Below are 24,610 nucleotides of genomic sequence, written 5' to 3'. Positions count from 1 at the left end.
CTATAAATTGAAAATTAAGAAATTAAGGATTTAAGTACAAATGCGAGCACCATTAAGTGCCCTTATGGTTCAAGGGACAACGTCAGATGCCGGAAAAAGTGTTTTGGTGGCAGGTTTATGCCGTGTTTTGGCAAGGAAAGGAATCAAAGTGGCACCTTTTAAGCCACAAAACATGGCGTTGAACAGTGCTGTGACAAAAGATGGTGGCGAAATTGGCCGTGCTCAAGCGGTTCAGGCGCAAGCTTGTAATATAGAGCCAACCGTTCACATGAACCCTGTATTGCTAAAGCCCAACTCAGATACCGGCGCGCAAGTGATTTTGCAAGGCCGAGCGCTGAGCAACATGGAAGCGACGGGTTATCATGATTACAAGAAAGTGGCGATGGATACAGTTATCGATTCGTTTGACCGACTTTCTGAAGAATATGAAAGCGTGATGATTGAAGGTGCGGGGAGCCCAGCCGAAATCAATCTTCGTGAAAATGATATCGCTAACATGGGATTTGCTGAGAAAGCGGACATCCCTGTGATCATCGTTGCTGATATTGACCGTGGTGGCGTTTTTGCGCATCTCTACGGGACATTAGCTCTATTGTCTGAATCTGAACAAGCTCGTGTAAAAGGCTTTGTGATAAATCGTTTTAGAGGCGATATCGCACTGCTTCAATCTGGCCTAGATTGGCTAGAGGAAAAAACCGGCAAGCCAGTCATTGGTGTTTTGCCATATCTGCATGGTTTTAACTTAGAAGCGGAAGATGCCATTACCTCTGCTCAAGAGTCTTACGGAGAAGCTAAGCTTAAGGTGGCGGTGCCAGTGCTAACCCGAATCAGCAACCATACAGACTTTGACGCGTTAAGATTGAATCCTTCGATTGATTTACGTTATGTCGGTAAAGGCGAACGTGTAAACAATGCTGATTTAATTATCTTGCCGGGTACAAAGTCGGTAAGAGCAGATTTGGATTACCTAAAAGAACAAGGCTGGGATAAAGATATTCAACGCCACCTGCGCTTAGGCGGCAAAGCGATGGGTATCTGCGGTGGCTACCAAATGTTAGGTAACATCATCCACGATCCTGATGGCGTTGAAGGGGAACCCGGCAGCAGCGAAGGGTTAGGGTATCTGGATACTGAAACGACCCTTACACAGCAGAAAACCTTAACCAACGTACGCGGCACCATGACGCTGGATGGCAAAACAGCACAAGTAAAAGGGTATGAAATCCACGTAGGTAGGACTGATGTCAAAGAAACAGCCTTACCGGTTCAGTTAGAATCTGGCAGCCTAGATGGCGCTGTGAATCAAGATAACTCGATTTTTGGTACTTACTTGCATGGCGTATTCGACAACAGTGATGCGTTGTCGCTTATTTGCGAATGGGCAGGAGCCAACGATGTGACCGCGATTGACCACGAACAGCTTAAAGAGCTGGGTATTAATCGAATCGCTGATGCCATCGAAGAGTACTTAAATCTTGATCTGCTTTGGCCAGAGTTAACAGCTTAAGCCGCCATTTAGAAGTTAGCTAAAGAACTTAAACGAACAATAGATAAGTGATAACAATGAAAAAGCGAGTCTTCCTTTTAACCATGGCTTTAACTTCGGCATTGAGTTCTAGTCATCTTTTTGCTGCGGAAAAGCTACGAGTTTACGCTGCATCGTCGATGACCAATGCGGTTAATCTGTTGGTTGAAGAGTTTGAGAAAGGCCATTCTGTCGATGTGATTCCTGTGTATGCGAGTACGTCGTCTTTGGTGCGACAAATTGAAAGAGGAGCACCAGCAGACATTTTTATCTCGGCAAATGAGAAATGGATGACACATTTAGTCGACCGTAAATTAGTTTCTAGTGACAATGTCACAAACCTATGTGAAAACGAACTGGTGCTGATTGCTCCTAAAGAGACATCGGTAACGTTAGACCTATCAAAAGGTGAACAATGGGCTGAACTGCTTACTAATGAGAGACTTGCAGTGGGTAACACCATATCGGTTCCTGCTGGTATCTATGCGAAAGAAGCGTTAGAAACGTTAGGTGTATGGGACGATGTGAAGACTCGATTAGCACCAAGTAACAATGTTCGTATGGCTTTAGCCTTAGTCGAGCGCAGTGAAGCTAAGCTTGGCATTGTCTACAAAACGGATGCGTTGCTTTCTAAAGAAGTAAACCTAGTGTCGACCTTCCCATCAGATCTGCACACGCCAATACGTTACCCTGTAGCGAAGTTGAGCGATAAAATCGTTGCAGAAGAGTTCTATACTTTCCTAAAGAGCGAAAAAGCGAAAGACACCTTGAACAGTTTTGGATTTGAAGTGCGTTAAATGATGTATTTATCGGAATACGAATACCAAGCCTTAATGCTGAGCTTAAAAGTCGCTGGGTTTGCCATCTTGTGGCTTATCCCAATCGGCATTGGTTTAGCATGGTTACTTGCTAAGAAACAATTTGTAGGCAAAAGCATTGTAGAGAGCATTGTCCATTTACCTTTGGTACTTCCACCTGTGGTTATTGGCTATTTACTGCTAGTGATGATGGGCAGGCAAGGTATCATAGGTTCGTGGCTCAATGACGTGTTTGGTATTGTATTCAGCTTTAGCTGGAAGGGCGCGGCACTCGCTTGTGTGGTTGTGGCGTTGCCGCTGATGGTTCGCTCTATTAGATTGAGCCTAGAAACCGTAGACAGTAAGCTTGAAGAGGCGGCTGCTACATTAGGCGCTTCACCTCTTCGTGTGTTTTTCACGATCACTTTACCCTTGATGATCCCAGGGGTCATTACCGGCACCATGCTTTCATTCGCAAGAAGCCTAGGGGAGTTTGGCGCGACCATCAGCTTCGTTTCAAATATTCCCGGTGAAACTCAAACCATTCCTTTGGCTATGTATACCTTTATTGAAACCCCTGGCGCTGAAATGGAAGCCGCGCGTTTGTGTGTCATTTCTATTGTGATAGCGCTGGGTTCATTGATGCTATCTGAGTGGCTCAACAAAAAGTCAGCACAACGCTTGGGAGGCAATGCATGAGTGCTTTGATCCTCCAATATCAACAACAACTTGGTGAAACCTTCTTTGATATCGACTTGGAATTACCAAGTAGCGGCATTACGGCAATTTTTGGTCGTTCTGGCGCGGGTAAAACCTCACTTATCAATGCAATCAGTGGCCTTAAACAGCCCGATAAAGGTCTGATCAGCGTATCTGGAACCACACTGTTCGATAGTGAAAATGGCATTAATTTGCCGACTCACAAACGCAACGTCGGTTATGTGTTCCAAGAGTCGCGATTGTTTCCACATATGAAGGTGGCAGCGAACCTTAAATACGGTATGAAAAGCGTCGATCAAGCGCACTTTGAGCAAATAGTCTCGCTGTTGTCTTTGGGTTCATTGCTTGACCGATACCCAGCTCGTTTGTCTGGCGGTGAGAAGCAACGTGTGGCGATTGGCCGCGCTTTGTTATCAAAGCCGAGCATTTTGTTGATGGATGAGCCTTTAGCGTCTCTCGACTTGCCTCGTAAGCGCGAAGTGATGCCATTTCTGGAAAACTTATCCGAAACCGTCCAAATACCGATCATCTATGTCACTCATAGCCTCAATGAAATTTTACGCTTGGCAAATCACCTTGTGATTATTGACCAAGGCAAAGTGATTTCGTCGGGTGTGACGGAAGAGGTTTGGGCATCGAGAGCCATGCAACCTTGGCAATCTTTCTCAGAGCAAAGCTCGTTGTTTGAAGCGACATTAGCGGAACACAATGACGATTATGCGCTGTCTCGCCTGATGCTAGGAAAGTCGACGTCGTTATGGGTTCAGAAAGTATCGAGTGAGCTTGGTACGACAGTGAGGCTGCAAGTTAGGGCAAATGATGTCTCTATCACGCTAGAATGGCCGAAAGGGACTTCTATACGTAACATCCTTCCTGTCACCATTAAAAGCGTAGAGACGCACCAACAAGGCACAAATAAGCAGAGTGTCGAGGTCGAGTTAGAGTTAGAGTCTGGGTGCTACCTATGGGCAACCATTACATTGTGGGCGCTGGATGAGTTAAATCTAGAAATCGGGCAGCGTGTTTACGCTCAAATTAAAGGTGTGAGTGTCGCTCAAAGAGATATCGTGGTAACGCATTAAACCTGACAAGGTCAGTTTTTCGATATTGCCGCGATACTGCCTGTTATAGGTTCTGAAAATTCGGTCTTGATTCCATGAATGGATACATGCGTCATTTTTATACGGTATAACTGCCAGTTTTGCGCCACACTATATGAGTGTTGAAGCATATGATTTGTCGAATCATATGAACATTAGCAACAAGAACATACAGACGTAACGATCGACGAACAGAAAATAGCGGATATAAAAAAGCCGCGTGTTTAAAGAAACATGCGGCTTAATTCTAAGTAGTACTGATAGCGCTTAGCCTAGTTTAGGCGACTAGCGACTTACTTAGTAAAAACTTCTTTGAAATCACGCTTCAAGATTGCATCACGACGAGCTTTCTTGATTTGTTTAACCATGTCTTTTACACAGTTGTGTAGAACTTGGTCTAGCAGTTGAGCACGGTACTCTTCTTTTTCTTCGTCAGACATGTCTTCTGGAAGTTTAAGAGTAGGGAACTCTTCCATCACGTTAACACCAGCGAAAGCTTGGCTAACTGAGATTAGAGCGTGGAACTGCTCGAAGTTGTCTAAAACATTTTGTGCGCTTGCTGGAAGACTATCCCAAGCTTCGCGTACTGCTTCTTCAGACACTTCGTGAATAGAAGTAACCATAAAGTGCATCTCTTTTGGTACGCCATCAAATTCGATAACTTGACGAAGTTCTGGTGAGATGGTGGTTAAATCGATTTCTTGTTGTTCGTTGTTTGTAGCGTCTGACATAGTATTTCTCTTTAAAAAGAAACAATGCTAAAAAGATCTGTAAAAAAGTCAATATAATATAGAGATTAGGGCATGATTTAAGCCCAAATTTGAGCTACTTTGAATATTCAACACTAGATAAAGGTGATGTGATGATAGAAAAGGGATCTTCAATGCGCATATTGCTGGTTGATGACGTTCAACTAGACAGGATGCAACTTGCTATCCGACTCAAGCAACTGGGTCATATTGTAGAAGCTGTCGGTAGCGGAAAAGAAGCCCTGAGTGTTTATTCTGATTTTGATCCTGAACTCGTGTTACTTGATATCAGCATGCCTGATATGGATGGTTTTGAAGTGGCGAATGAGGTTCGAAGCCGATTCCCAGAATGGGTTCCCATCATCTTTCTTAGTGGTCACGAAGAACCTGAGATGATCGCAAAAGCGATTGACGCTGGTGGCGATGATTACCTGATCAAGCCAGTAAACAAGGTTGTTTTGAATTCTAAGCTGATTGCGATGCAACGTATCGCGCACATGAGACGAGAGCTAAAACAAAGCACAGCCAAACTCGAAGAACTGAACATCCTTCTGCAGCAACAAGCCAACGAAGATGGCCTGACCAAATTGTATAACCGTCGATATATGGATACTAAGCTTGAAGAGAGCATAGCGTGGCACGGAAGACGTAATATATCCATGACAGTCATACTTCTAGATGTAGACTTCTTTAAGCCTTACAACGATAATTATGGTCATATTCAAGGGGATAAGTGCTTACAAGGGCTTGCTAATACCTTGAAACAGCTGTTTGTTCGTGCGGGAGAGTTTGTCGGTCGTTATGGCGGTGAAGAGTTTGTTCTGATTCTTAGCGACACAGACAGTGAAGGCGCTAAGGTACACGCGACTCGAGTTAAAGAGGCATTGCATGAGATGAACTACGCTCATGACCACTCAACGGTATCGGATAGAGTGACAGTGTCACAAGGTGTGTTGTCATTTGTACCAGAAGGTGGCGAATCTATTGCGTCTATTTACGAAAAGGTCGATCAAGCGCTTTATCAAGCGAAGCAAAGTGGTAGAAATACCTTTGTACAACGTAACATTTTGGAGCTTGCGCGTTAGTTGGCGAGCTCTTTTAGATATTTGAATTTATACTTCTAATAGCGTTTGAGCTAGGAAGTGCTTTAAGTGATAAAAGAAATGCCACATTCGAAGTCATTTTCTATGACTAACACATCTTGGACGCTTGCGGTTCCTCTATTTTTTACCGCTTTGGCGACCACTGTTAATGCCAATACGCTATCTGATCTTTTTCGAAAGGATCTAGAGCAGAGCTTTGCCACCAGTGTATTGCTCAACGACACCGATGTTTTCACTTTTGGTATCAATAACTTTGACCCCAATAAAGTGTTTAGTTTGGACAATGAAGACATCGGTTCGAATGATTCGGTAAGTCGTCGCCAAAACATCACCTCCCTGAGTTTGCCTTACACATTTGAATTACCAAGTTACATCGAAGACAACCATCAAGAGGTGACGCTACGCTTGTCTGCATTGCGAATCGAGAACGATGTAGAGTACGCGGCAGCAAACAGAAACGATTTTCAAAAAGAGTCGGTAGTGTCTGGCTACGTCGAATTCGCGAATGTGTCCCAGCTAGACGAATATTGGAGCTTCAGCTCTGCAATCGGTAACCACATCTCTTACTACCGCAATGATTATGAATATCGCGCTTCGTTGCTAAAGCCTATTCAAGACCAACTGGATGGCGTATATCTCAATACTGATGCTTGGGCTTACATCATCGAGCCTAAAATCAAGCTGATGTACGAAGATAAGAATGACTGGGGAAAGTATAAATTGAGCACCAGTTGGCATTACTTTAATGGCATCGGCTGGGGCGAGGCGAATAATGGCAATGTCGGTCATCCTGAAGGGTGGTATATCGCCAATGAAGCCAAGGTTTTCTATGATCTCGTGCGTTGGGATAAGAACATCACTTCGATGTACTCGAGTATAAGACGAATTGATATTGGTGGTGACACCGTGGCATCTATGGGCACCACATCTTACTACGAGGGCAGTGTTGGTTGGTTGCTTAACCCAAACCTGTTTAATGAGTGGGTCGATAACGTGGGAATAGGTTTTACGATTAACTACGGAAGTAGCTTAAAAGGTGGCAGCTTGGTTATATTCTTCAACCAAGATTAAGCTCTTTTTTCCAGTTAAGCCCATACGGTCTCAAATCAATGAGGCTCGTTGAACTTGGAAGTGATAGTTATTGAAGCAGTTCGCTATTAATGGCTTAAGCTATTTAGATCTCTAGTACTTAATATCTTTAGCTTTTAACCATCGTTAACGGTCAATACATAATTTGTTTCGACCGGTTTCTTTCGCTTTATACAGCGCTTGGTCAGCAAGCTTCAATACCTCTTCAGGATGTCTGGTGGTTGTACTATCAGACAATCCAATACTCACCGTCACATTCACCACTTCCGATGGTTTACCGTTCTTGCCACGCTTTTTCATACCCACTTCATGATCGTCGGGGCGCTCATGGCTATTCCGAATCGTCATGTCGTAGTTTTGAACTTCGGAAATCAGAGCTTGAAGGTGCTCTTTAACTTGTTCCGAATGTTTGCCTTTGAAGATAATCGTGAACTCTTCTCCACCATAGCGATAAGCTTTAGCGCCGCCTGTGGTTTCCCTCAGAATACGCGCCACCAGTTTTAACACATCGTCGCCAATGTCATGGCCGTAGGTGTCGTTGAATTGCTTAAAGTGATCGATATCGACCATCGCCATCGAATACTTACGCCCTAAGTGCTTCATATCGACTTCTAAGGCGTGTCGACCTGGAATGTTAGTCAGTTGGTCGTTAAAGGCCATATCATGACTAGCAGACATCACATAGACGATGATCAGTGTGCCTGACAGCGAGAACATGGTGCTCGAGATGTACTGAATATCGAAGAAGATGAACGTGCAAGAAGAAAGCAGGATAGCGCTATAAACCACAACATCGATAGAGCGGTTATACACCAACACGAGAATGGCAGTAAGGCCAAGTAAGCAAAGGCTATACAACACCAAAACAAAAGGCAGTTTGGAGAAGTCTCTGACAATAAATAGAAGACCATCACTCCATGATTCAAAACCGCCGGCATGGAAGTGAGAGACGATCAATTGTGCCCACACCATAAACAGAACAAGAACGATGGCGTAGAGCAGCATCGACTTTGAGTTTACGCCGTTATCAGGGAAGGCATAAACAAGTAAGCAAGTGACAGGTACTAATGCCGCAAGTAACGAGAGCTCTAATAGCGTTGTGCCAGTATTGAGAGGCGTTTGTAAGCGAACTTGGATGATCAGATAAGCGACAAGCATGGTCACCGATACCATCGCCATTCGACCTTGTCTGAACGTATGGCATAGCAGAACCGCAACGCTCAATAAAATGTAAGGGAGGTTGCTAGCAAACCCTAAATTTGAGTCCGTCACGAGAATGACGTTGTCCATACCAACGAGCAAAATTGTTAACAGGACTAAAGGGAAGCAAAATCGAAACATGCTCGACGTTACAAAAGATGATGCCATTTATGTGGTGAGCCTAACTATATTGATGATCTTATTATTTAATACTATGCGTAGGATACGGTTAAACAAGCGATTGCCAAGCTTTTTGCCTAAATTAGAGCAAAAACATAGTCATAGGTCGCTATTGGTGCAATCATTTTTATATGTATTTTGAGTTGCTATTAACCTTAGAACGAACTACACAGTATATATGAGAAATTAATTAGTCGTTATAGATACTTAATAAAATCTGCTCTGCTGCTCTTACGTTGGCGCTGTCACTTAAAGGGCTTGATGATCAGTTATCATTGAGTGACCTTTTCATTAAGCGACGAAGATCTGTAATGAAGTCAGAGTAAGATTAAATAATGCCTAAGTTTCAACTATGGACAGTAAAACCTATAACTGAGTTATAGAAAGCTATTTGGAATTGCATGGTTTCAAGTGACTTTAGAAACGACTGCGACTAGAAAAATCGCTACAAATGGAGGTGTGGTATGCAAATTAGTGTTGATGTACATAACTATATGGAAACTCTGGTCGGTCATGTATTGGCTACCGAGGAATATGTGTCTAGTTATACCAACGAACAGTTGGCCGATCTCGCGTGCTTGGCTTTGGGCCAGCTAAAACCTATCTATATTCGTTTTGATATCGATTTTCTGTCAGCATTGCCAGAAGACAAATTGGTGCTCTATAAACGCAATAGTGAGATCGCGGTCAAAAATGCAGAAAGTATGATTATTGACGATCGAAGACGTGAACGTGACGACAATGTGCCTGTTATATTTAGTCAACACAATTTTGACGATGACGTAGAATTGCAATGGTATGAAAAGCCGTTGTTGAACCGTAAACAGTCATGATAGTTTAGGGTGAATACGGTCATTTAAGGAGTAAAAAAACGTGGGATTCTTTTCTAGATTATTTGGTGGCAAAGAAAAAACCGAACAAAAAGTAGAGATTGAGCCAGTCGAATATAAGGGTTTCAATATCTATCAAGATGCCATTGCAGAATCTGGTCAATACCGTGTTGCTGGGCGAATCGAGAAAGAATTCGATGGTGAAATCAAAACTCACCGTTTTATTCGTTCAGATGTTGTTTCAAACAAACAAGATGCCGATGAATTGATGCTCAAAAAATCGCAGATGTTCATCGACCAAATGGGCGACAATATATTTAGCTAACCAATTAGGGTTAGAATTGATGTTGGTCATAATTTAGAGAGCTTTCAGTGTATATGCTGAAAGCTCTTTTTAGTTTTATGGATAAAGAACAGCTAGTGAGTTGTTATTAAAAGGATTATTTGCAAGTGGTTTGACCTCTTGGTTCGAGACGGTCGTCATTTATCCGAATGAAGCGCTCAAATTCCGTCCAAATCGTTATAAGTAATAACTTTTCCTGTTCTTTGAACAAAACGCTTGAAGTATTAGTTGTCGTTAGATACAAACGAATAAGTCATTCGTGCCAATAGTCAAGGAATAGCTATGCAAATTGGTGTACCAAGAGAAACGCTCGCATGTGAAACGCGAGTCGCTGCTTCGCCGAAATCGGTAGAACAGCTTCTAAAATTAGGATTTGAAGTTTGTGTTGAATCACAAGCAGGTGCGTTAGCAAGTTTTGAAGATGCAGCTTATGAACAAGCTGGAGCAAAAGTTGTCACCGCAGATGAAGCTTGGAAATCCGATATTATCTTTAAAGTTAACGCTCCGATCGTTGACGAGTCTAAAAATGAAATCGATCTTCTTAAAGATGGCGCAACATTGGTCAGCTTTATTTGGCCTGCTCAAAATCCAGAGTTAATGGAACAATTGTCCAGTCGTAACATCAACGTGATGGCGATGGATTCTGTACCACGAATTTCAAGAGCTCAGGCGTTAGATGCATTGAGTTCTATGGCAAACATCGCGGGTTATCGTGCTGTTGTTGAAGCGGCGCATGAGTTTGGTCGATTCTTCACGGGCCAGATTACGGCTGCGGGTAAAGTTCCACCAGCAAAAGTACTGGTTGCAGGTGCTGGTGTTGCTGGACTAGCGGCAATCGGCGCTGCGGGTAGCTTAGGTGCGATCGTTCGTTCATTCGATGTTCGTCCTGAAGTTAAAGAACAAGTTGAGTCGATGGGCGCTGAATTCTTGGAAGTGGATTTCAAGGAAGACACCAGTGCTGGTGACGGCTACGCAAAAGAGATGTCTGAAGCATTCAATAAGAAAGCGGAAGAGCTTTATGCAGCTCAAGCAAAAGACGTTGATATCATCATTACTACGGCGCTGATTCCAGGTCGCCCGGCTCCGAAGCTGATTACCAAAGAGATGGTAGACAGCATGAGTGCAGGTAGTGTGATTGTAGACCTTGCGGCGGCCAATGGCGGTAACTGTGAATACACGGTTGCGGATCAAGTCATTACAACGGCTAATGGTGTGAAGGTGGTTGGTTACACTGATATGGTTGGTCGACTGCCGACTCAATCATCTCAACTGTATGCAACGAACCTAGTTAACCTTCTGAAACTGCTTTGCAAAGAGAAAGATGGCAACATCAAAATCGACTTTGAAGATGTTGTTCTGCGTGGTGTTACTGTGGTTAAAGAGGGCGAGGTCACTTGGCCAGCTCCACCAATTCAAGTTTCAGCTCAACCACAACAAGCTAAGCCAAAAGCGGCCAAACCAGAGCCTAAAGTTGAAGAACCTGTTTCTCCAATTAAGAAAGTGGCGGGTATGGCGGTAGCTGTTGGTGCATTCGCTTGGGTAGCTTCGGTTGCTCCAGCTGCGTTCTTATCTCACTTTACCGTTTTTGTTCTCGCTTGTGTGGTGGGTTATTACGTAGTTTGGAATGTAAGCCATTCTCTGCATACGCCTTTGATGTCCGTGACTAACGCGATTTCAGGCATCATTGTAGTAGGTGCACTGTTACAGATCGGACAAGGAAGTGGCGTCGTCACGTTCTTATCATTTATTGCCGTATTAATTGCAAGTATCAATATCTTTGGTGGCTTTACCGTGACCAAACGTATGCTTGAAATGTTCCGTAAAGACTAAGGAGTAACAGATGTCTGAAGGATTAGTACAAGCAGCTTATATTGTTGCTGCTGTATTTTTTATTATGAGCTTGGCTGGGTTATCGAAACAGGAATCTGCGCGTGCAGGTAACTATTACGGTATCACGGGTATGGCAATCGCGTTGATCGCAACGATCTTTGGCCCTCACTCTGCTGGTATTGTGTGGATCATCATTGCTATGGTGATCGGTGGTGGTATTGGTATCCACTACGCAAGAAAAGTAGAAATGACTGAAATGCCAGAGCTGGTTGCAATTCTGCACAGCTTCGTAGGTATGGCTGCAGTACTTGTAGGTTACAACAGCTACATCGATCCACCTGCTGCTGTTTCTATCAACCCTGCAGATATTCATGCAGAGCACGTTATCCATCTAGTGGAAGTGTTCCTTGGCGTGTTTATCGGTGCGGTGACGTTCACGGGTTCTATTGTTGCGTTTGGTAAGCTTCGTGGCGTTATCTCTTCGTCTGCATTGAACATCCCTCATAAGCACAAGTGGAATCTAGCGGCTATCGTAGTTTCTACACTGCTGATGATCATGTTCGTTAAAGCAGACGGCAGCATGTTCGCACTAATGGTGATGACACTTATCGCATTCGCATTCGGTTACCACCTAGTGGCATCGATTGGCGGTGCAGATATGCCAGTAGTTGTCTCTATGCTGAACTCGTACTCTGGTTGGGCAGCAGCAGCGGCAGGTTTCATGCTTGCAAACGATCTGCTTATCGTAACTGGTGCATTGGTTGGTTCGTCGGGTGCGATTCTGTCTTACATTATGTGTAAGGCGATGAACCGCTCTTTCATCAGCGTTATTGCTGGTGGATTCGGCCAAGAAGTGGTTGTGTCTGATGGCGATGAAGAGCAAGGTGAACACCGCGAAACATCAGCTGAAGATGTGGCTGATATGCTGAAAAACTCTAAGTCAGTAATCATCACTCCTGGATACGGCATGGCAGTAGCTCAAGCACAATACCCAGTGCATGAAATCACTGAGAAGCTACGAGCGCAGGGCATTAATGTTCGATTTGGTATCCACCCAGTTGCTGGTAGGTTACCGGGTCACATGAACGTACTGCTTGCTGAAGCGAAAGTGCCTTACGATATCGTTCTAGAAATGGACGAAATCAACGATGACTTCGATGAGACAGATACTGTATTGGTAATTGGTGCGAATGACACCGTAAACCCTGCAGCACTTGAAGATCCAAACAGCCCAATTGCTGGTATGCCAGTACTTGAAGTTTGGAACGCTCAGAATGTTATCGTATTCAAGCGTTCGATGAACACAGGTTACGCCGGTGTGCAAAACCCACTGTTCTTCAAAGAGAACACGCAGATGCTGTTTGGCGATGCAAAGCAAAGTTGCTCTGATATTATCTCTGAACTTGATAAAATTCTTTAATATCATTTAGATATGACAAAGCCCAGCTAAATGCTGGGCTTTTCTCTCTTACGTTGAGCCTGTGTCTCTTCAGCAGAGCCATATTGTTTAAGTAGTTCGTTCACTGTTCCAACAAACTCAATATCACTCAACTCTTCTTGAGCAACATATTCTTCAGAGCCTTGTTCTAGCCAATATCCCTCAGAAGCTCTCTTCAATGACTCGTGATAAAGAAGCTCTTCTTGCTCGTCTACTTCACTTTTAAGCTTTCCCATTTACAAGCCTCCAAACCATTAACAATCTGTTTTGCTCATCTGGATTAGGTTGCTCATTTTTGTTTTGCTCGAATAGCTCCAAAAGCTTATGAGTGTCTATAGAAGTCAGTAGCTCACCATTTACCAAATCAGTGAATCTCCAGACTTTCTTCTTATCACTAATGTCTGTAACAGCACGTTCAACATCAATATCACCGGACTTTAGTCTCTTCTGGAAAAGTTGTTGTTCCATTCTGTGCGAGTGCTTTTGCTCAGCAGAAATAAGCTCTTTATAGAGATATACACCGATATCTTTCTTGTCTTGAGCAGTCAGCTTTACATCAATGTTGTAGTCTTCCAGTATCTCAGTCACAGACTTACTGTTAATGAAGTCTGCTATTTCAGCTTTTCGTGCTTTGTTTTTCAAACGACTGGCAACTGACTTTGCTTGACACTCAACAGCATTTTCAGGAGTTATATTTGGTATACCGTTAGTTGCCATTACATCACCCCCAGACACTCAGCAAGCATCTTGCGTTGTGCTTCTGTTACGCTGTTTTTCTTTAGCCATTCGACAAGACTTTTCACAAGATAAACCTCGTGTGCAGTCCATGCTCTTGTTTTATTTTTCATTTGTTCTCTTTTTGTTACCTAGCTAAATGCTTGGTTTTTATTTACTCGAAGTACTTCTGATAGAGGTTAGCCATGATTCCTTTTCTGTCATGCCACTTTGGACTCATGAAGTGTAGTATCTTGGCTTTTGGCAGCATCTTGAGTGCTTGCTTGTAATGCGCTGAATCCATGAATCTATCGTCAATATAAAAGTTGTAAATGGTATTAAATCGACCAATCTTTCCAGTTAAGTGGCCGCCTTGATTGAGGTTATGGCTAACGAAATACTGCTCATCATCGCGGGCTGTTAATACCTCATGAAACTGAAGAGGTACATCAAGTCTAAGATTGACAAGATTAAACAAATAAACACCACCATTAATACCGTAATAAGACGGTGATTCTGTTTGTTCAAGCCAGTTGCCAGCATTGCTACACATCACTTGATAGTTATTACAATCAATCTCAAATAGCTCTTCGACTCCACCAAGGTTAATCACGTCTGGGTCAACGTAGACAGCCTTATCATAAAGGTTTTCACTTATTAAATGGTGCATGGCATAGATAACCATATTGACTCCCGCATACCTAAATGGGTTTGGTTCAAATATTGCAAAATCGTCCCACTCGCCAAGTAGAATCTCAACGTCCAGATTATGCTGTTCCTTTATCTCGTTAGCATACTGGACGTCATCGACATACCATCGAATAGGTTGCGGTAGTGTTTTAATGGTGGGTAGCACTTTGTCGTGGTATTCCTTCCCATAAGTAGTAATGAAAGTAACGTTCATGAATCTCCTACACCTTTAGATAAGAGCTGTCATAGCTCAATCACCTCATACAAAGCAAGCTCACTGCCTTTAGTGATTGTCTCTAAAATAAGAACATCAGTAGGCTGTAAGTCAGTAGTAATAAGCTTGTAAGCGTGTTCTGGTAACTGACTAAGAGCAGTATGTTCAAAGCGCGTGTAAAGCGTGTTTGATTTGAAGTTAATGCCATTGAGTTTATACGCCTTATGACTCTGCTTATTAATAATGTATCTGTTAGACAACATACTGTGTGCTCACTTGCTGTTGCCCTCTGATTTGCACACCAGATTCAGCCAAGATTGACTCTGCAAGACGTGCTTTTTTAGCATCAGCTTTTAGCTTGTCGTCTAAGCTCTCGCGCTTAGTCACTGCCTTTGCTAGCTTCTTAACAGCTTTCTTTACTGAGTTACCAGACTTTAGTTTCGACTTAGACTTTTGTGTATTAGGGGTGCTCTGTGTTTGCTTTTGACGTGAATGCGTATACGCATTGCCATTAGCATCTGTTGAGCTTTCTTTTTTGGTTAGAATGTCGTCACGTTCTTGCTCAACCTTATCAATGCCAGTAGCTGGTGGATTGCTCTCACTGTATTGCTTGATAAGTTCGTTAAGTTCGATTTCTGCGTCGTCTGATTCTTCTTGTTCACCATGTTTCTGAGCTAATGACATTCTGCGTAATAAGCTCTTAACAATAGGCAGACTGTCAAAGCTAACCTTATTACTGTCTAAGGCTTCTTGTAGCTCGTCCTCGTCAGCTTGTTCTTGCTTTTTAAGTAGGTTGACAAGTTTTAGTAACTTACGTGCATTGATAGACTCTGGCGCGATTCGAGCAATAACACCTTCTTCGTTTTCGTCAATGTTAAACTCAAACTCGTCAAGCAAGTCTTTTAGTTCTTCACGTAGGGTGTAGCTGTTTGCATCTTCGTTATACAGTCCAACTCGGTGCTCATAGTTCAGGTTCTCAGTTGTAAAATCTAAGTCCATTGCATCATCAATGTCCTGCTTCATAAAATCAGATTCTTCTTTAAACACGATTTCTGGACGGTCTGAACTGTTGCCTTCGTCATCTTTAAAGTTGTCGGTTTTCTCAATATCTACTGACTCACTTTCATGAATGCCAGACTTAGAAATGTTGTCTAACAAGTCAGTAATGAAATAGTTGTTTCGGTCGTCTTTGGCTAGGTGGATTTGAAAGCCTCCGTCCATAAGTGCCTTCCACTTATCTCCGTTCGGTGTTCCTTTAAGAAAGGCAATAGCCTTTCGAGTTTCATCAAAGCGACCGATTGTGTTTTGCATGTCTTTCTTGTCTGACGCTTCTTTGTTCAAGAACACTACACCATTATGCGCAGGTGTTATTTCGTTTGTTTGTTGTTCTACTTTCATTTAAAAAATAATGCTTCTATCAAAGCATTCTCCGTTGTTATTTCGTTGTTTGTCCTCAGCTAATGCATTCATTTTGCTGATTAACATCTGTCTTATTAGTGAGTTGACTACGTGCGTGTTTAAGCCAGTGATTGAGGCTAATGTCACGTTTGTCTCTGTCTTACTGTCATTGCTTTTTAGCAACTGGTTGACGTAGTGCATGCCAGCTCTTTCAACTCTGTATTCATAAGCATGTTCAATAAAGTTAGTGAAAGCGCGTTCAAGCTCTTCTGGTATTACATGGTCGTCTGGCTTAGTGATTAAGCTCAGTGTGTTGAGTTCGTCAAACTGCCCTAAGCTTGGTGTCTCAGACTTTGTAAAGCTCCCCAAATAGCTCAACAGCTCTTTTCTTTGGTGCTCTTTTGTTTGCTTCATTTACTGTCTCTGTGATTTGTTCATCGAATAAAGTCTTTAATGCCTCAAACGACTTATTGTTATTGCTCACTTTTACATAGTCATTGTGCTTATCTGTAGCGACTAACAGCGTGTTTTCATGCACTGCGTCATTACAAATGACAAAGTAAATGTCGTTATCGGTGTGTATCTCCACAAAGTCACGCTCTGCTTTGTCATTGTGCTGAACACTTGTCTTATAGAGCTGTGCAAGTTTCTGTAATGTAGTCATGCCTCTCATAGCAACTCACTCACTTGTTGTTGCTGTTCAAGTCGTTGACGTAACAGTTTTTTAAGTGGAATGTTATTGTGAATGTGTAAGCGTTGGTGCTCAGACAGTTTCATGTCTTCACGTAGTTTCTTGTAGATTACAGAGAGCTTGTAAGGGCTAATGGCAGTTTCATCAATAACAGTTTGTAAGTAGTTTGTTTCCGCTAACTGAATATTGTTTGCAAACTCTTTTAGTAGTTCAGAGAATGTCTTTTCTTGCTTGGCTTCCACTCTTCGTAGGCGTGCTTTTTCTTTCAGCTCATCGCTGTTTTTCTCGTAATGAGCTTGGTTATATTCTTTGCGTTTGGTTTTGTTCATATGTCCTCTTAAAGCCGACTTTACCCGTATGTTGTAAACAGCTATAGAGCAGGGAAAGTGTCGGCAGACTTATTGGAATGAGTGCTCAGTTAAAGTGTGAGCACACTTGCTTGTCGCTATTGCATTGACTACAAGCTCACTTTGGCAAGTGAATAAGGAATAGGTGCTCAGTTAAAGTGTGAGCGCACTAGGAATGTTACAGCCTGTCTAGGGGCTGAGCTTAGTTTGAGTGAAAGCCAACACTGAATAAGAGTGCTTTTTTGAGTGAGCACAACACTGAGCGTAAGCTGACAACTCGACTGCTCATACTTGTATTTAGTGCAGTGATTTTTGAACGTTCAAATAATGGATTGGGGTAGGGTTCTAGGGTGTAATGGGTAGTTAAGTGGATTTACTTGCTGACCGTTAGCTGTTAAATGTTGGTTTTCAATGCGCCTGTCTTTTACTGTTAATCTGTAATGGCGCTGACATAGGGGGGAGTTAGCACTTCAGCACCACAATATAGTTCAACTTTCATTTAGTTCCTTTATGTATCTGTAGAGCGTAGCAACCCCAATGCCGCAAGCATTTGAAGCATCTTTTTTGGAAAGTCCATTTTCAGTTACCAGCCTATAAGCTTTTTCGGTCTGTTTTAGCTTGTATGGCACTCCACCTTTCATCTTACCCTCAGCTTTAGCTCTATCTACACCAAGCTGTATTTTTTCATTCTGTAAGTCTTTTTGCATTTGGCCCACAGCGGAGAGAATAGTAAAAAGCATGTAGCCAGTGGCGCTTGACGTATCTACTACATCACCACCAAGGTTATGCACGATTAGGTTAACGCTTCTCGCTCTCCATTCATCTACAAGAGCAAGCAGGTGCTGTGTGTTTCTGCCCAATCGAGACAGGTCATAGACAACAATAGTATCACCAGGCTTTAGGTTGCTATTAAGGCTGTCAAACATAGGGCGCTCATCGAAAGCCACGGCACCACTTATCTTTTCTTCGATAAGCTTGGCATCTGTGTATATTTTTGTTAGGTCGGTTTGTGTGCCTAAGTTTTGCTTCTTGGTGCTAACTCTTGTGTATATATATTTCATAATATCCTCTCATCTGACATCAAGAATGATAAACGTATCATCTGACTATGCCAAGGAAAGCAATGAGAGGTTTTTATCAGGTATTATCAGACTACTGTCTGTTGAGGGGCCGTTTTGCTTTGAGCTAATATCTTATGTTGCTATTGAATGTTAAAAAGCCCCACTTGAGCAGGGCTTATCGTTTCTGTTTATTCTTGTAGTAGCTCAGTAGCTTCTTCGATAGGCTTGATTAAGTCTTGTGTGCTCTACTTGAAGTTTCACTGCATAGCAAGTTCTTGGAGTAAGCCAGTGCCAGAATGCCTTCAATGGTCAGTGTCTGGAAATTAGGTATAAAGACCACTTGGATTGAAGCTCAGCCCAACAGCATGGAACTCTTTAAGCAACCTTGTTTGCCAGTCAAGCTCAGCGCCAATGTAGACAACGCCTTGAATGTCGTTTTGGATTTCCACGCCTTGCTTAACAATGGCAGCCACTTTATCTCTACCTAGTCTTGCAATGAAATAGCCATGCTCAAACACAACGTTTTGACGTGCTCGACCATTAAGCTCTGTGGCATTTTTGTGCCTACCAACATCACATGGTGTGTATAAAACAATAGCAAAGTCGGCTTTACCATATTTTTCAATCTTTTCTATGATAGTGCTGCTGCCACTGGCTTGGTCCATAAGCACCACAGGTATCATACCAATCTTTCTAATAAAGTTTTCTACCTCAAGCCTGAGTACCTCATCATGCCCATGCACTATAAAGACTTTCTGTGGTTCGGGAGGTTGCTGTATTGGCTGCTGCACAGGTTGGTGTGCTGATTGATTCCAGCCTTGACTAGGTTGTTGAATGCTCTGTAGTGGTTGCGGTGTGGTTTGCTGTGGTTTGCTCATCCAATCTGGAGTGCTCACTTGTGGGATTGGGTTCGCTTGGCTTGTTGTTTGAGCAACTGGCTCAGTAGGTAGGGCAAATATGCTTTCTAGTTCAGCTTGACTACGTTTTGAAACTGTCTTGCGTACTGGCTGAGCAAGTCTAGCACCAAGCTTAGCATCTGGATTGTAAGTGCCATTGATTAACTCGTTAGCCAATCTCAAGCAAGTAGCACGCAGTTCATCACTGTGTCCTTTATAGCCATTGTAGCCAGTTTCTCTTTTCTCATCATAGTACTCAACAAGCCCTAATAGTACCTTGCCTACAGTGGCGTCATCTTCAGTATCCCAAAAGCCTTTCATTCGGTTGCCTTTGGAGTTGGAAGTATAGCCAAGAGAGTACTTCTCGTCGTCGATATCAATATTGAAATCTTCAAAGAAAATGGTAAATGTTCGATTGGAAAAATCTAGGACGTAACCACCGTCCATCTGCAAGTATTTGGTTAATGTTGCTCTGTCTTTGCGTGATAATGTTGCCATAAACTCTCCTTATTACAGTATTTTACCACATAGTGCTAATCAAGCTAGGTAGTGGTTGGCAATAAACCAACGTAGTGAATGATTTAGAAGTGTGTCACTGTTCGCACGTTTATGAGCTTTCTGATATCGTTGAAAAGTACGCTACGTTTATTTCAACGAGGTCTTATGAAGTCAGCCAAAATCAAAATAAACAAAATCACGGTTCCTGCAACAAGGATGAGGCCAGTCAGTAAAGTCAAAATCAGTGAGTTGATGAAATCCATTCATACCATTGGACTTATCAGCCCAATAGTACTTGCTAGTGATAGAGCCACATTGATTGCTGGCGCTCATAGGCTTGAAGCTTGTCGTGAGCTAGGACTAGAAGAAATTGATGCTCGAATAGTGCTGACTGATGAAGATGCTCGATTAATCGAGTTAGATGAGAATCTAAAACGAAACGACCTAAAACCAGCACAGAAGAAAGAACATGCCTTGAAACGAATAGATGAAATCATGTTGAGAATGCGTGATGAAGTTTATGAGCAAGCCATCAGTGGAAGCATACAGAATGGCAACCTTAGCAAGAAAGATGCACCAGAAGCGCTTCTTATTGCTCGCGGTCAATCCTCACTAGAGAGTGCTAGTAATAACAAAGTTAAAGAAGCAGCTAAGAAGGCGTTAAACCTTATTCAGAAGAAAGCCATTGAAGTGGCTGAGGGTGAATTTGAGCTAAGTCAGAGGTATCTGCGTGATGCTCTCAGGGCGCGTAAGAAAGAGGTTGAGTTAGAGATTACTTTCGATGATGAGCCACCAGCGAAAAGTGCTGATGAGTTCAAAGTGCAGTTCAGTAAGCGTGCTAGAAAGCTCGCTAAAGAGTTCAGGGCTGACTTGAAAGTGTATGAAACTCATGAGTCATATGGCGAGCTTTTGAAGCTTGTAGAGAGATTGGAGAGCTTATGATACTGACTAAGAGAATAGCTGACGTACTCAGGCGAATGAGTCAGGTCAAAGCTGAGGTATTGCTGGACAATGGCGTTATCCATGTTAAGTCTTATGGTAATCAGGTTTACGTCAAATCAAACTTTGAGATAGAGATTGAGAGACCTCAATACATAGATGATATTCAGGGTATGCTCAAGATGGTGGACGTTGGCTCAGAGGTCTCTTGTCATGAAGAAGATGGCCTTATGAGGGGTGACTCACCAAAGAGTGTCATGGACCTTACTAAAGAAGGTATAGATTACTCGTTTACCATTAACAAAGGTATCGTGGATAGTATAATTGGCACTGACTCAGTGCTGATTAAAAGTGATGGGGCAGAGTTAAGTTTCTGGACTAAAATTGGTAATGATGATTACGTCAAACTGGTTGGAGTGAAGAAGGATTTCGATTCGTTTAGTGCCTTTATTGAGGTGCGTAACATCAAACACCTCGAAAGAAGTAAGACGCTCGTTCAAATTTGCCATAAAGGTGCAGTGCAATTCACTAGCGCTAACATTACGACCATCGTCGCACTAGAATCTAATAGCGCGTTTAATGCCTAGGCCGGTAAGTAGGTAAACGCACCTATAAGTTTACTCGCAATAAACCAACGTAGCGAGTAAACAGTGGGTCAGGGTGGCATTACCAGTATTACCAAAATGGCAGCTTATTATCTCTATAGAGGAAGGGGTTAAGCTGCCACCTAACCAATTAAGAAGTTAGAAGGTTGACAAAATGCGTAGCATTTTGTGTAAGCGAAGCTCACTCAGTATTGCTATCCAATAACTTTACGGGAAGGTATCTTTCCAGAATGGGTATTAGTGAAATACTACTTATGGGGAAGTACGTACTGAATTATTGCCACGTTGGGAAGAGATTGTGTCAGACAGCAAGCTGTCTTCCCATTTGCTGCGCAAATGTATCGGTTAGTTCCTTTAAAAGTGTTACTGAACTACTCCTTTATAGGTTCCTTAATAGAGGTAGATGAGTAACGCTTTCCTGCTTATAGATGCGCCAATTACACTCTAGCCTTAGTTTCTATTTCTTTGGTCAAGACACTTAATCGATTCCTGATTATAAGTCATGCTCAGGGTGACATTGGTGGATCCAGAAGCTAAACAGCCTGATAATTCTTGCCCTTCAGTGATGAGCCTTTGAGCATCCTTGTTGCTGGTGGTGTAGTACATCCATGGGCTAACATCACCATCTTTAGTCCAATATTTCATTATGCCAATGTAGTAGTAATCAATATCTGGAAACCACACATAGTAAAGAAAACCCTCGTAGTCGCGAGGGTCGAAGCCTTTAAGTGCATCCTTGATATCCCATATTTCCACGCTCATTTCGACAACCCTACGTTAAACTCAAAGTCCTTTGGCACGCGCTTCATTGCATTCGCTTTGTATAGTCGAAGCATGTGTTTAGGTTCATTGATATCTGGATAAATCCCATTTGCTTTAACGAACCTGTCCACCAGCCTTTTAGCCTTTGGTTTTGTAGCATACTTCTCGATTAAGGATTTAATAACGGGACACCCCCTTGCTTTGGTATTTCCTTTGTTGCCAAGCTGACCACCACCTTTATCCTCTTTGACCACAACAGCTTGTGTAGTATCAATTACTGCATTAGGTAGCTTTTTCATGAGCCAGCTAGCCGCTCTCATGTCAGGAACAAAGAACTTACATGGCCTGTTGTCGTCTGGTACTCGAATCGCTGTTCTAGTAACGGCTTGATAAACAACGTCTAGCACATTCTGATTTATATAAGCATCAGTTAGATAATTCTTGTCATAGCCAAGAGCCTTTGAGCACTTTTCCATGAATGGAATTTGGTAAGGATTTGGATTGGCAGAGTAGATAACAGCGGCTTCTGTCTTGTGTTTGTATGCATTCAGGCCGTGCGCTTTTGTTGGTATTAGTTCCAGTGGTTCTCTAAGTGCTTTTTGTCGCTCTTTGTTGGTAATAGTAATAATGTTTTGGTCAGTATTTTTCTGAACAATATCAACCATTTCATCAAAGTGTCTCTCAAGAACCTCTCTGCTAATAAAATCTCGCTCAGAGTCGTCAAACACAGCCAGTGGATATATAGTGACATTGTTCGTCATTTCATTACCACGAACTTTGAACTCAGTATTACAAGATACACCAGCTTGATAGTCACATAGCTTGGTAAAGTACATGAAGGGCATGGTGTCTTTAACCGTTGCTGCCATTAAGTGAATCTGCTCAAAGTTCTCAAACTTCTTTGGGTCGGTGTAGTAAGCATAATGAAACCCATATTTTTCCTTGCCTTGATGCTCTTCAATAGCAAACTCTTGAGACAAAGCAGCTTCTAGCATTTCAGCTTTGTCGTCAGATAGCTCGCTACTACCTTGTCTATGAGATTTCAATCGCTTCTTGATTTGCTCTTCACTGCTCATGATTAGTCGCAACATTGCAGCATCCTCCAAGCTAGTCCAAATGCTTTTGAACTGGAGGATTTCAAGCGGTAGCTCATCTATAATCAATGTTCTTTCACCAAAGAAATCAGCATGACGCAATAGCGTTGCATGTGTAGTCAAAATTACTCTTGTATCATTGATTTCGTCTTTGTTGTTAGCTAGATACTCTGAAACAGTTTGACCTCTTGGTGGTGTCTCACCAGTAATCACAAAGCAATCATCGAACTGCTTTTCTATCTCATAGATTAACTTCAGAGTTGGCGCTGCAAATACAACTCTACAATCACTTTCAATTACAGACTGAACCATTGAGTGAGTCTTACCTGAGCCTGGTGGGTATTCATGAATGAATAGTTTATTGGTTTTCATTATCTTTCCTTAGATGTGCGCAATCGAACCTATATAGATAGATTTCTGTCTGGAAAGTATTTCTTAAAGGGGAATTACTTAATGCTTTGAGGTGCCGATTGCCGTCGGTTTGTAAAAATAGAGATGCTCACTACTCGGCAAAGTGAGTGAGCTAAGCATTAAGTTGATGCTAGTAAGCATCTCTATTTTCACATCTGTATTTAGTGTCGAAGTTCGCAAAAGTAAACAAACTGTCATACCTCACACAATCAGTACTTTGCGTTTAATAATCGATACTTGAAAACCAAAACAATGAGCTAGTCTGCATATCATTCTGGTACAATCCACGAAAGAAAAAGAAACTACAACAGAGAGATGGCTACGGTGAAGTTTGAAAACAAAAACTTGAATGAACAAGAGCTAAAAGAGTTGTTTAGCACGATAGATGTAAACAAAATCAGGAAGCCATTCAATGAATATCTTGATGCTCTAGACACTTTGTTCACTGAATATCGAATTGAGCAAAGTAGCCCACAATTTCGTTATTACAAAAGCTTTGATGCAGAAGGGCTAATTGAGAGTGACGCCAAATTCGCTCTTAAAGCCTTAGCATTAGCTAGTCATGATGAAAACTCATTACAGGGTGAAAACGTAATTCTCTTTCGAGAACCTGTTATTGTTTCAGAGCTGAAGTCCTCTAGCTATCCTCACGATGAGAACAGTGGCGCATTGGAGCTGATTTCTTATAAGGGAATGGACAAGAAATTTATTATCAAACGCCAAACATCAACTATTGATGATGAACTCGTGACAACATATCAAGTTCATGAAATGGCTCTCGGTATCATTCTGCCAAAAAATGTTGATTTGAAATCACTTAAATTCACTAGCTACCAAAGATTATTACAAGAACCAAAAAAGCTTGAACTCGCACAAAAAGCACTAAAAAAAGCTCAAGAGCAACCATACATAGAGATTCAAAACATCATCAAGAAGTTTGCTGACATTAACCTGATGATTGGTCGTGCTTCTGGACAGGTGGAATCTTTACTAGATAATATCCACCGACTGGAACAAGAGAGGCTTAACAACGAAACAAACATTGAAAACACTAGAAAGTCTTTAGAAAAAGTGCAAAAAGAGTTCGATTCTGTAAGCCGCAATTATCAACAAATCAACAATGAGATTGCTAGCAAAGAAGATAAACTTGAAGGCGTAGAATCTGATTACAACACTATGAAATCAATTCATGAAGAACAGAAAGCTAAGTTGAAAATTACAGAATCTGAGGTTGTTCAGGAAAATGAAAAGCTGATGGCTCTGAAAAAGGAACTCGCAGACACCCAAAGAGAAACTAATCGAACAACTTTAGACACTGCTGGTCACTCTAAAGAAACAGCACGTCAATTAGTTGCTTACTATTGCTTGACCCTGTAAATAATTTTG

28 protein-coding genes are annotated in these 24,610 nt (G+C 42.2%); 13 read left to right on the top strand and 15 right to left on the bottom strand.

The features are described 5' to 3' along the window. Positions 1-40 precede the first annotated feature (40 nt). The 4 genes from AB4161_RS03915 to modC are packed head-to-tail and all read left to right on the top strand — an operon-like array spanning position 41 to position 4,124. Positions 41-1,507, top strand: coding sequence for a cobyric acid synthase (locus AB4161_RS03915; protein ID WP_372082846.1), 1,467 nt, complete (start codon positions 41-43; stop codon positions 1,505-1,507). A gap of 56 nt (positions 1,508-1,563) precedes the next feature. Then, positions 1,564-2,322 (top strand): molybdate ABC transporter substrate-binding protein, encoded by a 759-nt coding sequence (gene modA / locus AB4161_RS03910; protein ID WP_372082845.1) that lies wholly within the window; start codon positions 1,564-1,566, stop codon positions 2,320-2,322. Next, positions 2,323-3,021: a molybdate ABC transporter permease subunit gene (modB, locus tag AB4161_RS03905; protein WP_017060110.1), complete on the top strand. Its 699-nt coding sequence runs from the start codon at positions 2,323-2,325 to the stop codon at positions 3,019-3,021. Continuing rightward, the gene (gene modC, locus AB4161_RS03900; protein ID WP_372082844.1) at positions 3,018-4,124 is read left to right on the top strand and encodes a molybdenum ABC transporter ATP-binding protein ModC; all 1,107 of its coding nucleotides are present in this window, start codon (positions 3,018-3,020) and stop codon (positions 4,122-4,124) included. The genes modB and modC overlap by 4 nt, the downstream gene beginning before the upstream one ends. A 311-nt stretch (positions 4,125-4,435) precedes the next feature. Here the strand turns inward: modC and AB4161_RS03895 are convergent, their stop codons facing one another. Then, complete coding sequence (locus tag AB4161_RS03895) at positions 4,436-4,873, bottom strand: DUF3069 domain-containing protein (RefSeq protein ID WP_017060108.1); 438 nt, start codon at positions 4,871-4,873, stop codon at positions 4,436-4,438. Between the two features lie 131 nt (positions 4,874-5,004). On the opposite strand from AB4161_RS03895, the gene AB4161_RS03890 reads away from it, so the two are divergent. Together AB4161_RS03890 and AB4161_RS03885 are read left to right on the top strand one after the other, a co-directional pair. Further along, complete coding sequence (locus tag AB4161_RS03890) at positions 5,005-5,976, top strand: diguanylate cyclase (protein WP_170967997.1); 972 nt, start codon at positions 5,005-5,007, stop codon at positions 5,974-5,976. 78 nt (positions 5,977-6,054) lie between these two features. Further along, on the top strand, positions 6,055-7,065 hold the full coding sequence (locus AB4161_RS03885; RefSeq protein ID WP_029235232.1) for a Solitary outer membrane autotransporter beta-barrel domain: 1,011 nt from the start codon (positions 6,055-6,057) through the stop codon (positions 7,063-7,065). Positions 7,066-7,209: 144 nt separating this feature from the next. On the opposite strand, the gene AB4161_RS03880 is transcribed toward AB4161_RS03885, so the two are convergent. Further along, entirely contained in the window at positions 7,210-8,451 is a 1,242-nt protein-coding gene (locus tag AB4161_RS03880; protein ID WP_065584948.1) for a GGDEF domain-containing protein, read from the bottom strand. A gap of 476 nt (positions 8,452-8,927) precedes the next feature. Between AB4161_RS03880 and AB4161_RS03875 the strand changes: the two genes are divergently transcribed. The 4 genes from AB4161_RS03875 to pntB all read left to right on the top strand — a co-directional run bounded on the left by AB4161_RS03875 (position 8,928) and on the right by pntB (position 12,886). After that, positions 8,928-9,296: a late competence development ComFB family protein gene (locus AB4161_RS03875; RefSeq protein WP_017060104.1), complete on the top strand. Its 369-nt coding sequence runs from the start codon at positions 8,928-8,930 to the stop codon at positions 9,294-9,296. A gap of 40 nt (positions 9,297-9,336) precedes the next feature. Further along, positions 9,337-9,618: an HlyU family transcriptional regulator gene (locus AB4161_RS03870; RefSeq protein WP_004731023.1), complete on the top strand. Its 282-nt coding sequence runs from the start codon at positions 9,337-9,339 to the stop codon at positions 9,616-9,618. A 300-nt stretch (positions 9,619-9,918) separates the two neighbouring features. Continuing rightward, entirely contained in the window at positions 9,919-11,466 is a 1,548-nt protein-coding gene (pntA, locus tag AB4161_RS03865; RefSeq protein ID WP_372082843.1) for a Re/Si-specific NAD(P)(+) transhydrogenase subunit alpha, read from the top strand. A gap of 10 nt (positions 11,467-11,476) precedes the next feature. Then, positions 11,477-12,886, top strand: coding sequence for a Re/Si-specific NAD(P)(+) transhydrogenase subunit beta (gene pntB / locus AB4161_RS03860; protein WP_372082842.1), 1,410 nt, complete (start codon positions 11,477-11,479; stop codon positions 12,884-12,886). Between the two features lie 26 nt (positions 12,887-12,912). Here pntB and AB4161_RS03855 read toward each other — a convergent pair whose 3' ends face one another. The 11 genes from AB4161_RS03855 to AB4161_RS03805 all read right to left on the bottom strand — a co-directional run bounded on the left by AB4161_RS03855 (position 12,913) and on the right by AB4161_RS03805 (position 19,413). Beyond that, positions 12,913-13,140, bottom strand: coding sequence for a hypothetical protein (locus AB4161_RS03855; RefSeq protein WP_137001484.1), 228 nt, complete (start codon positions 13,138-13,140; stop codon positions 12,913-12,915). After that, entirely contained in the window at positions 13,127-13,621 is a 495-nt protein-coding gene (locus AB4161_RS03850; protein WP_137001483.1) for a hypothetical protein, read from the bottom strand. The genes AB4161_RS03855 and AB4161_RS03850 overlap by 14 nt, the downstream gene beginning before the upstream one ends. Continuing rightward, positions 13,621-13,752, bottom strand: coding sequence for a hypothetical protein (locus AB4161_RS03845; protein ID WP_372082841.1), 132 nt, complete (start codon positions 13,750-13,752; stop codon positions 13,621-13,623). Before AB4161_RS03845 ends, AB4161_RS03850 begins: the two co-directional genes overlap by 1 nt. Before the next feature lie 41 nt (positions 13,753-13,793). Next, on the bottom strand, positions 13,794-14,522 hold the full coding sequence (locus AB4161_RS03840; RefSeq protein ID WP_372082840.1) for a glycosyltransferase: 729 nt from the start codon (positions 14,520-14,522) through the stop codon (positions 13,794-13,796). A gap of 29 nt (positions 14,523-14,551) precedes the next feature. Then, positions 14,552-14,785 carry a hypothetical protein gene (locus AB4161_RS03835; protein ID WP_372082839.1) on the bottom strand — a complete coding sequence of 78 codons (234 nt, stop codon included), beginning with the start codon at positions 14,783-14,785 and terminating at the stop codon, positions 14,552-14,554. Beyond that, on the bottom strand, positions 14,775-15,920 hold the full coding sequence (locus AB4161_RS03830; protein ID WP_372082838.1) for a hypothetical protein: 1,146 nt from the start codon (positions 15,918-15,920) through the stop codon (positions 14,775-14,777). The genes AB4161_RS03835 and AB4161_RS03830 overlap by 11 nt, the downstream gene beginning before the upstream one ends. Beyond that, complete coding sequence (locus AB4161_RS03825; protein ID WP_372082837.1) at positions 15,921-16,334, bottom strand: hypothetical protein; 414 nt, start codon at positions 16,332-16,334, stop codon at positions 15,921-15,923. It abuts the gene before it with no gap. Then, complete coding sequence (locus AB4161_RS03820; RefSeq protein WP_240800821.1) at positions 16,267-16,584, bottom strand: hypothetical protein; 318 nt, start codon at positions 16,582-16,584, stop codon at positions 16,267-16,269. Before AB4161_RS03820 ends, AB4161_RS03825 begins: the two co-directional genes overlap by 68 nt. 5 nt (positions 16,585-16,589) lie before the next feature. Beyond that, a complete protein-coding gene (locus AB4161_RS03815; RefSeq protein WP_372082836.1) occupies positions 16,590-16,940 on the bottom strand; it encodes a hypothetical protein in 351 nt (116 codons plus the stop codon). A 506-nt stretch (positions 16,941-17,446) separates the two neighbouring features. Further along, entirely contained in the window at positions 17,447-18,019 is a 573-nt protein-coding gene (locus AB4161_RS03810; RefSeq protein WP_372082835.1) for a recombinase family protein, read from the bottom strand. A 323-nt stretch (positions 18,020-18,342) separates the two neighbouring features. After that, positions 18,343-19,413, bottom strand: coding sequence for a TIR domain-containing protein (locus tag AB4161_RS03805; protein ID WP_137001476.1), 1,071 nt, complete (start codon positions 19,411-19,413; stop codon positions 18,343-18,345). Positions 19,414-19,578: 165 nt separating this feature from the next. On the opposite strand from AB4161_RS03805, the gene AB4161_RS03800 reads away from it, so the two are divergent. Together AB4161_RS03800 and AB4161_RS03795 are read left to right on the top strand one after the other, a co-directional pair. After that, the gene (locus tag AB4161_RS03800) at positions 19,579-20,355 is read left to right on the top strand and encodes a ParB N-terminal domain-containing protein (RefSeq protein ID WP_170967995.1); all 777 of its coding nucleotides are present in this window, start codon (positions 19,579-19,581) and stop codon (positions 20,353-20,355) included. Then, the gene (locus AB4161_RS03795; RefSeq protein WP_372082834.1) at positions 20,352-20,939 is read left to right on the top strand and encodes a hypothetical protein; all 588 of its coding nucleotides are present in this window, start codon (positions 20,352-20,354) and stop codon (positions 20,937-20,939) included. Before AB4161_RS03800 ends, AB4161_RS03795 begins: the two co-directional genes overlap by 4 nt. 468 nt (positions 20,940-21,407) lie before the next feature. On the opposite strand, the gene AB4161_RS03790 is transcribed toward AB4161_RS03795, so the two are convergent. Together AB4161_RS03790 and AB4161_RS03785 are read right to left on the bottom strand one after the other, a co-directional pair. Next, positions 21,408-21,719 carry a hypothetical protein gene (locus AB4161_RS03790; RefSeq protein WP_137001473.1) on the bottom strand — a complete coding sequence of 104 codons (312 nt, stop codon included), beginning with the start codon at positions 21,717-21,719 and terminating at the stop codon, positions 21,408-21,410. Then, a complete protein-coding gene (locus tag AB4161_RS03785) occupies positions 21,716-23,185 on the bottom strand; it encodes a hypothetical protein (protein WP_372082833.1) in 1,470 nt (489 codons plus the stop codon). Before AB4161_RS03785 ends, AB4161_RS03790 begins: the two co-directional genes overlap by 4 nt. A 363-nt stretch (positions 23,186-23,548) precedes the next feature. Here AB4161_RS03785 and AB4161_RS03780 point away from each other — a divergent pair, with 363 nt between their 5' ends. Further along, positions 23,549-24,601 (top strand): hypothetical protein, encoded by a 1,053-nt coding sequence (locus AB4161_RS03780; RefSeq protein ID WP_372082832.1) that lies wholly within the window; start codon positions 23,549-23,551, stop codon positions 24,599-24,601. The last annotated feature ends 9 nt before the right edge of the window (positions 24,602-24,610 follow it).

The sequence above is a fragment of the Vibrio sp. 10N.286.51.E5 genome (assembly GCF_041469125.1).
In the GTDB taxonomy this organism is placed as follows: Bacteria; Pseudomonadota; Gammaproteobacteria; order Enterobacterales; family Vibrionaceae; genus Vibrio; species Vibrio crassostreae_C.
The sequence above is the reverse complement of the archived record's forward strand: the minus strand, read 5'-3'. Positions and strand labels throughout refer to the sequence as shown.

Bases quoted from the DNA above. Each gene is read 5' to 3' on its own strand.
- AB4161_RS03830 (WP_372082838.1), bottom strand. From the start codon at position 15,920: ATGAAAGTAGAACAACAAACAAACGAAATAACACCTGCGCATAATGGT.
- AB4161_RS03785 (WP_372082833.1), bottom strand. From the start codon at position 23,185: ATGAAAACCAATAAACTATTCATTCATGAATACCCACCAGGCTCAGGT.
- AB4161_RS03800 (WP_170967995.1), top strand. From the start codon at position 19,579: ATGAAGTCAGCCAAAATCAAAATAAACAAAATCACGGTTCCTGCAACA.
- AB4161_RS03855 (WP_137001484.1), bottom strand. From the start codon at position 13,140: ATGGGAAAGCTTAAAAGTGAAGTAGACGAGCAAGAAGAGCTTCTTTAT.
- AB4161_RS03915 (WP_372082846.1), top strand. From the start codon at position 41: ATGCGAGCACCATTAAGTGCCCTTATGGTTCAAGGGACAACGTCAGAT.
- AB4161_RS03875 (WP_017060104.1), top strand. From the start codon at position 8,928: ATGCAAATTAGTGTTGATGTACATAACTATATGGAAACTCTGGTCGGT.
- AB4161_RS03835 (WP_372082839.1), bottom strand. From the start codon at position 14,785: ATGTTGTCTAACAGATACATTATTAATAAGCAGAGTCATAAGGCGTAT.
- AB4161_RS03895 (WP_017060108.1), bottom strand. From the start codon at position 4,873: ATGTCAGACGCTACAAACAACGAACAACAAGAAATCGATTTAACCACC.
- AB4161_RS03880 (WP_065584948.1), bottom strand. From the start codon at position 8,451: ATGGCATCATCTTTTGTAACGTCGAGCATGTTTCGATTTTGCTTCCCT.
- modC (WP_372082844.1), top strand. From the start codon at position 3,018: ATGAGTGCTTTGATCCTCCAATATCAACAACAACTTGGTGAAACCTTC.
- modA (WP_372082845.1), top strand. From the start codon at position 1,564: ATGAAAAAGCGAGTCTTCCTTTTAACCATGGCTTTAACTTCGGCATTG.
- AB4161_RS03805 (WP_137001476.1), bottom strand. From the start codon at position 19,413: ATGGCAACATTATCACGCAAAGACAGAGCAACATTAACCAAATACTTG.
- pntA (WP_372082843.1), top strand. From the start codon at position 9,919: ATGCAAATTGGTGTACCAAGAGAAACGCTCGCATGTGAAACGCGAGTC.
- AB4161_RS03885 (WP_029235232.1), top strand. From the start codon at position 6,055: ATGCCACATTCGAAGTCATTTTCTATGACTAACACATCTTGGACGCTT.
- modB (WP_017060110.1), top strand. From the start codon at position 2,323: ATGATGTATTTATCGGAATACGAATACCAAGCCTTAATGCTGAGCTTA.
- AB4161_RS03890 (WP_170967997.1), top strand. From the start codon at position 5,005: ATGATAGAAAAGGGATCTTCAATGCGCATATTGCTGGTTGATGACGTT.
- AB4161_RS03795 (WP_372082834.1), top strand. From the start codon at position 20,352: ATGATACTGACTAAGAGAATAGCTGACGTACTCAGGCGAATGAGTCAG.
- AB4161_RS03820 (WP_240800821.1), bottom strand. From the start codon at position 16,584: ATGACTACATTACAGAAACTTGCACAGCTCTATAAGACAAGTGTTCAG.
- AB4161_RS03845 (WP_372082841.1), bottom strand. From the start codon at position 13,752: ATGAAAAATAAAACAAGAGCATGGACTGCACACGAGGTTTATCTTGTG.
- pntB (WP_372082842.1), top strand. From the start codon at position 11,477: ATGTCTGAAGGATTAGTACAAGCAGCTTATATTGTTGCTGCTGTATTT.
- AB4161_RS03825 (WP_372082837.1), bottom strand. From the start codon at position 16,334: ATGAAGCAAACAAAAGAGCACCAAAGAAAAGAGCTGTTGAGCTATTTG.
- AB4161_RS03850 (WP_137001483.1), bottom strand. From the start codon at position 13,621: ATGGCAACTAACGGTATACCAAATATAACTCCTGAAAATGCTGTTGAG.
- AB4161_RS03840 (WP_372082840.1), bottom strand. From the start codon at position 14,522: ATGAACGTTACTTTCATTACTACTTATGGGAAGGAATACCACGACAAA.
- AB4161_RS03815 (WP_372082836.1), bottom strand. From the start codon at position 16,940: ATGAACAAAACCAAACGCAAAGAATATAACCAAGCTCATTACGAGAAA.
- AB4161_RS03810 (WP_372082835.1), bottom strand. From the start codon at position 18,019: ATGAAATATATATACACAAGAGTTAGCACCAAGAAGCAAAACTTAGGC.
- AB4161_RS03790 (WP_137001473.1), bottom strand. From the start codon at position 21,719: ATGAGCGTGGAAATATGGGATATCAAGGATGCACTTAAAGGCTTCGAC.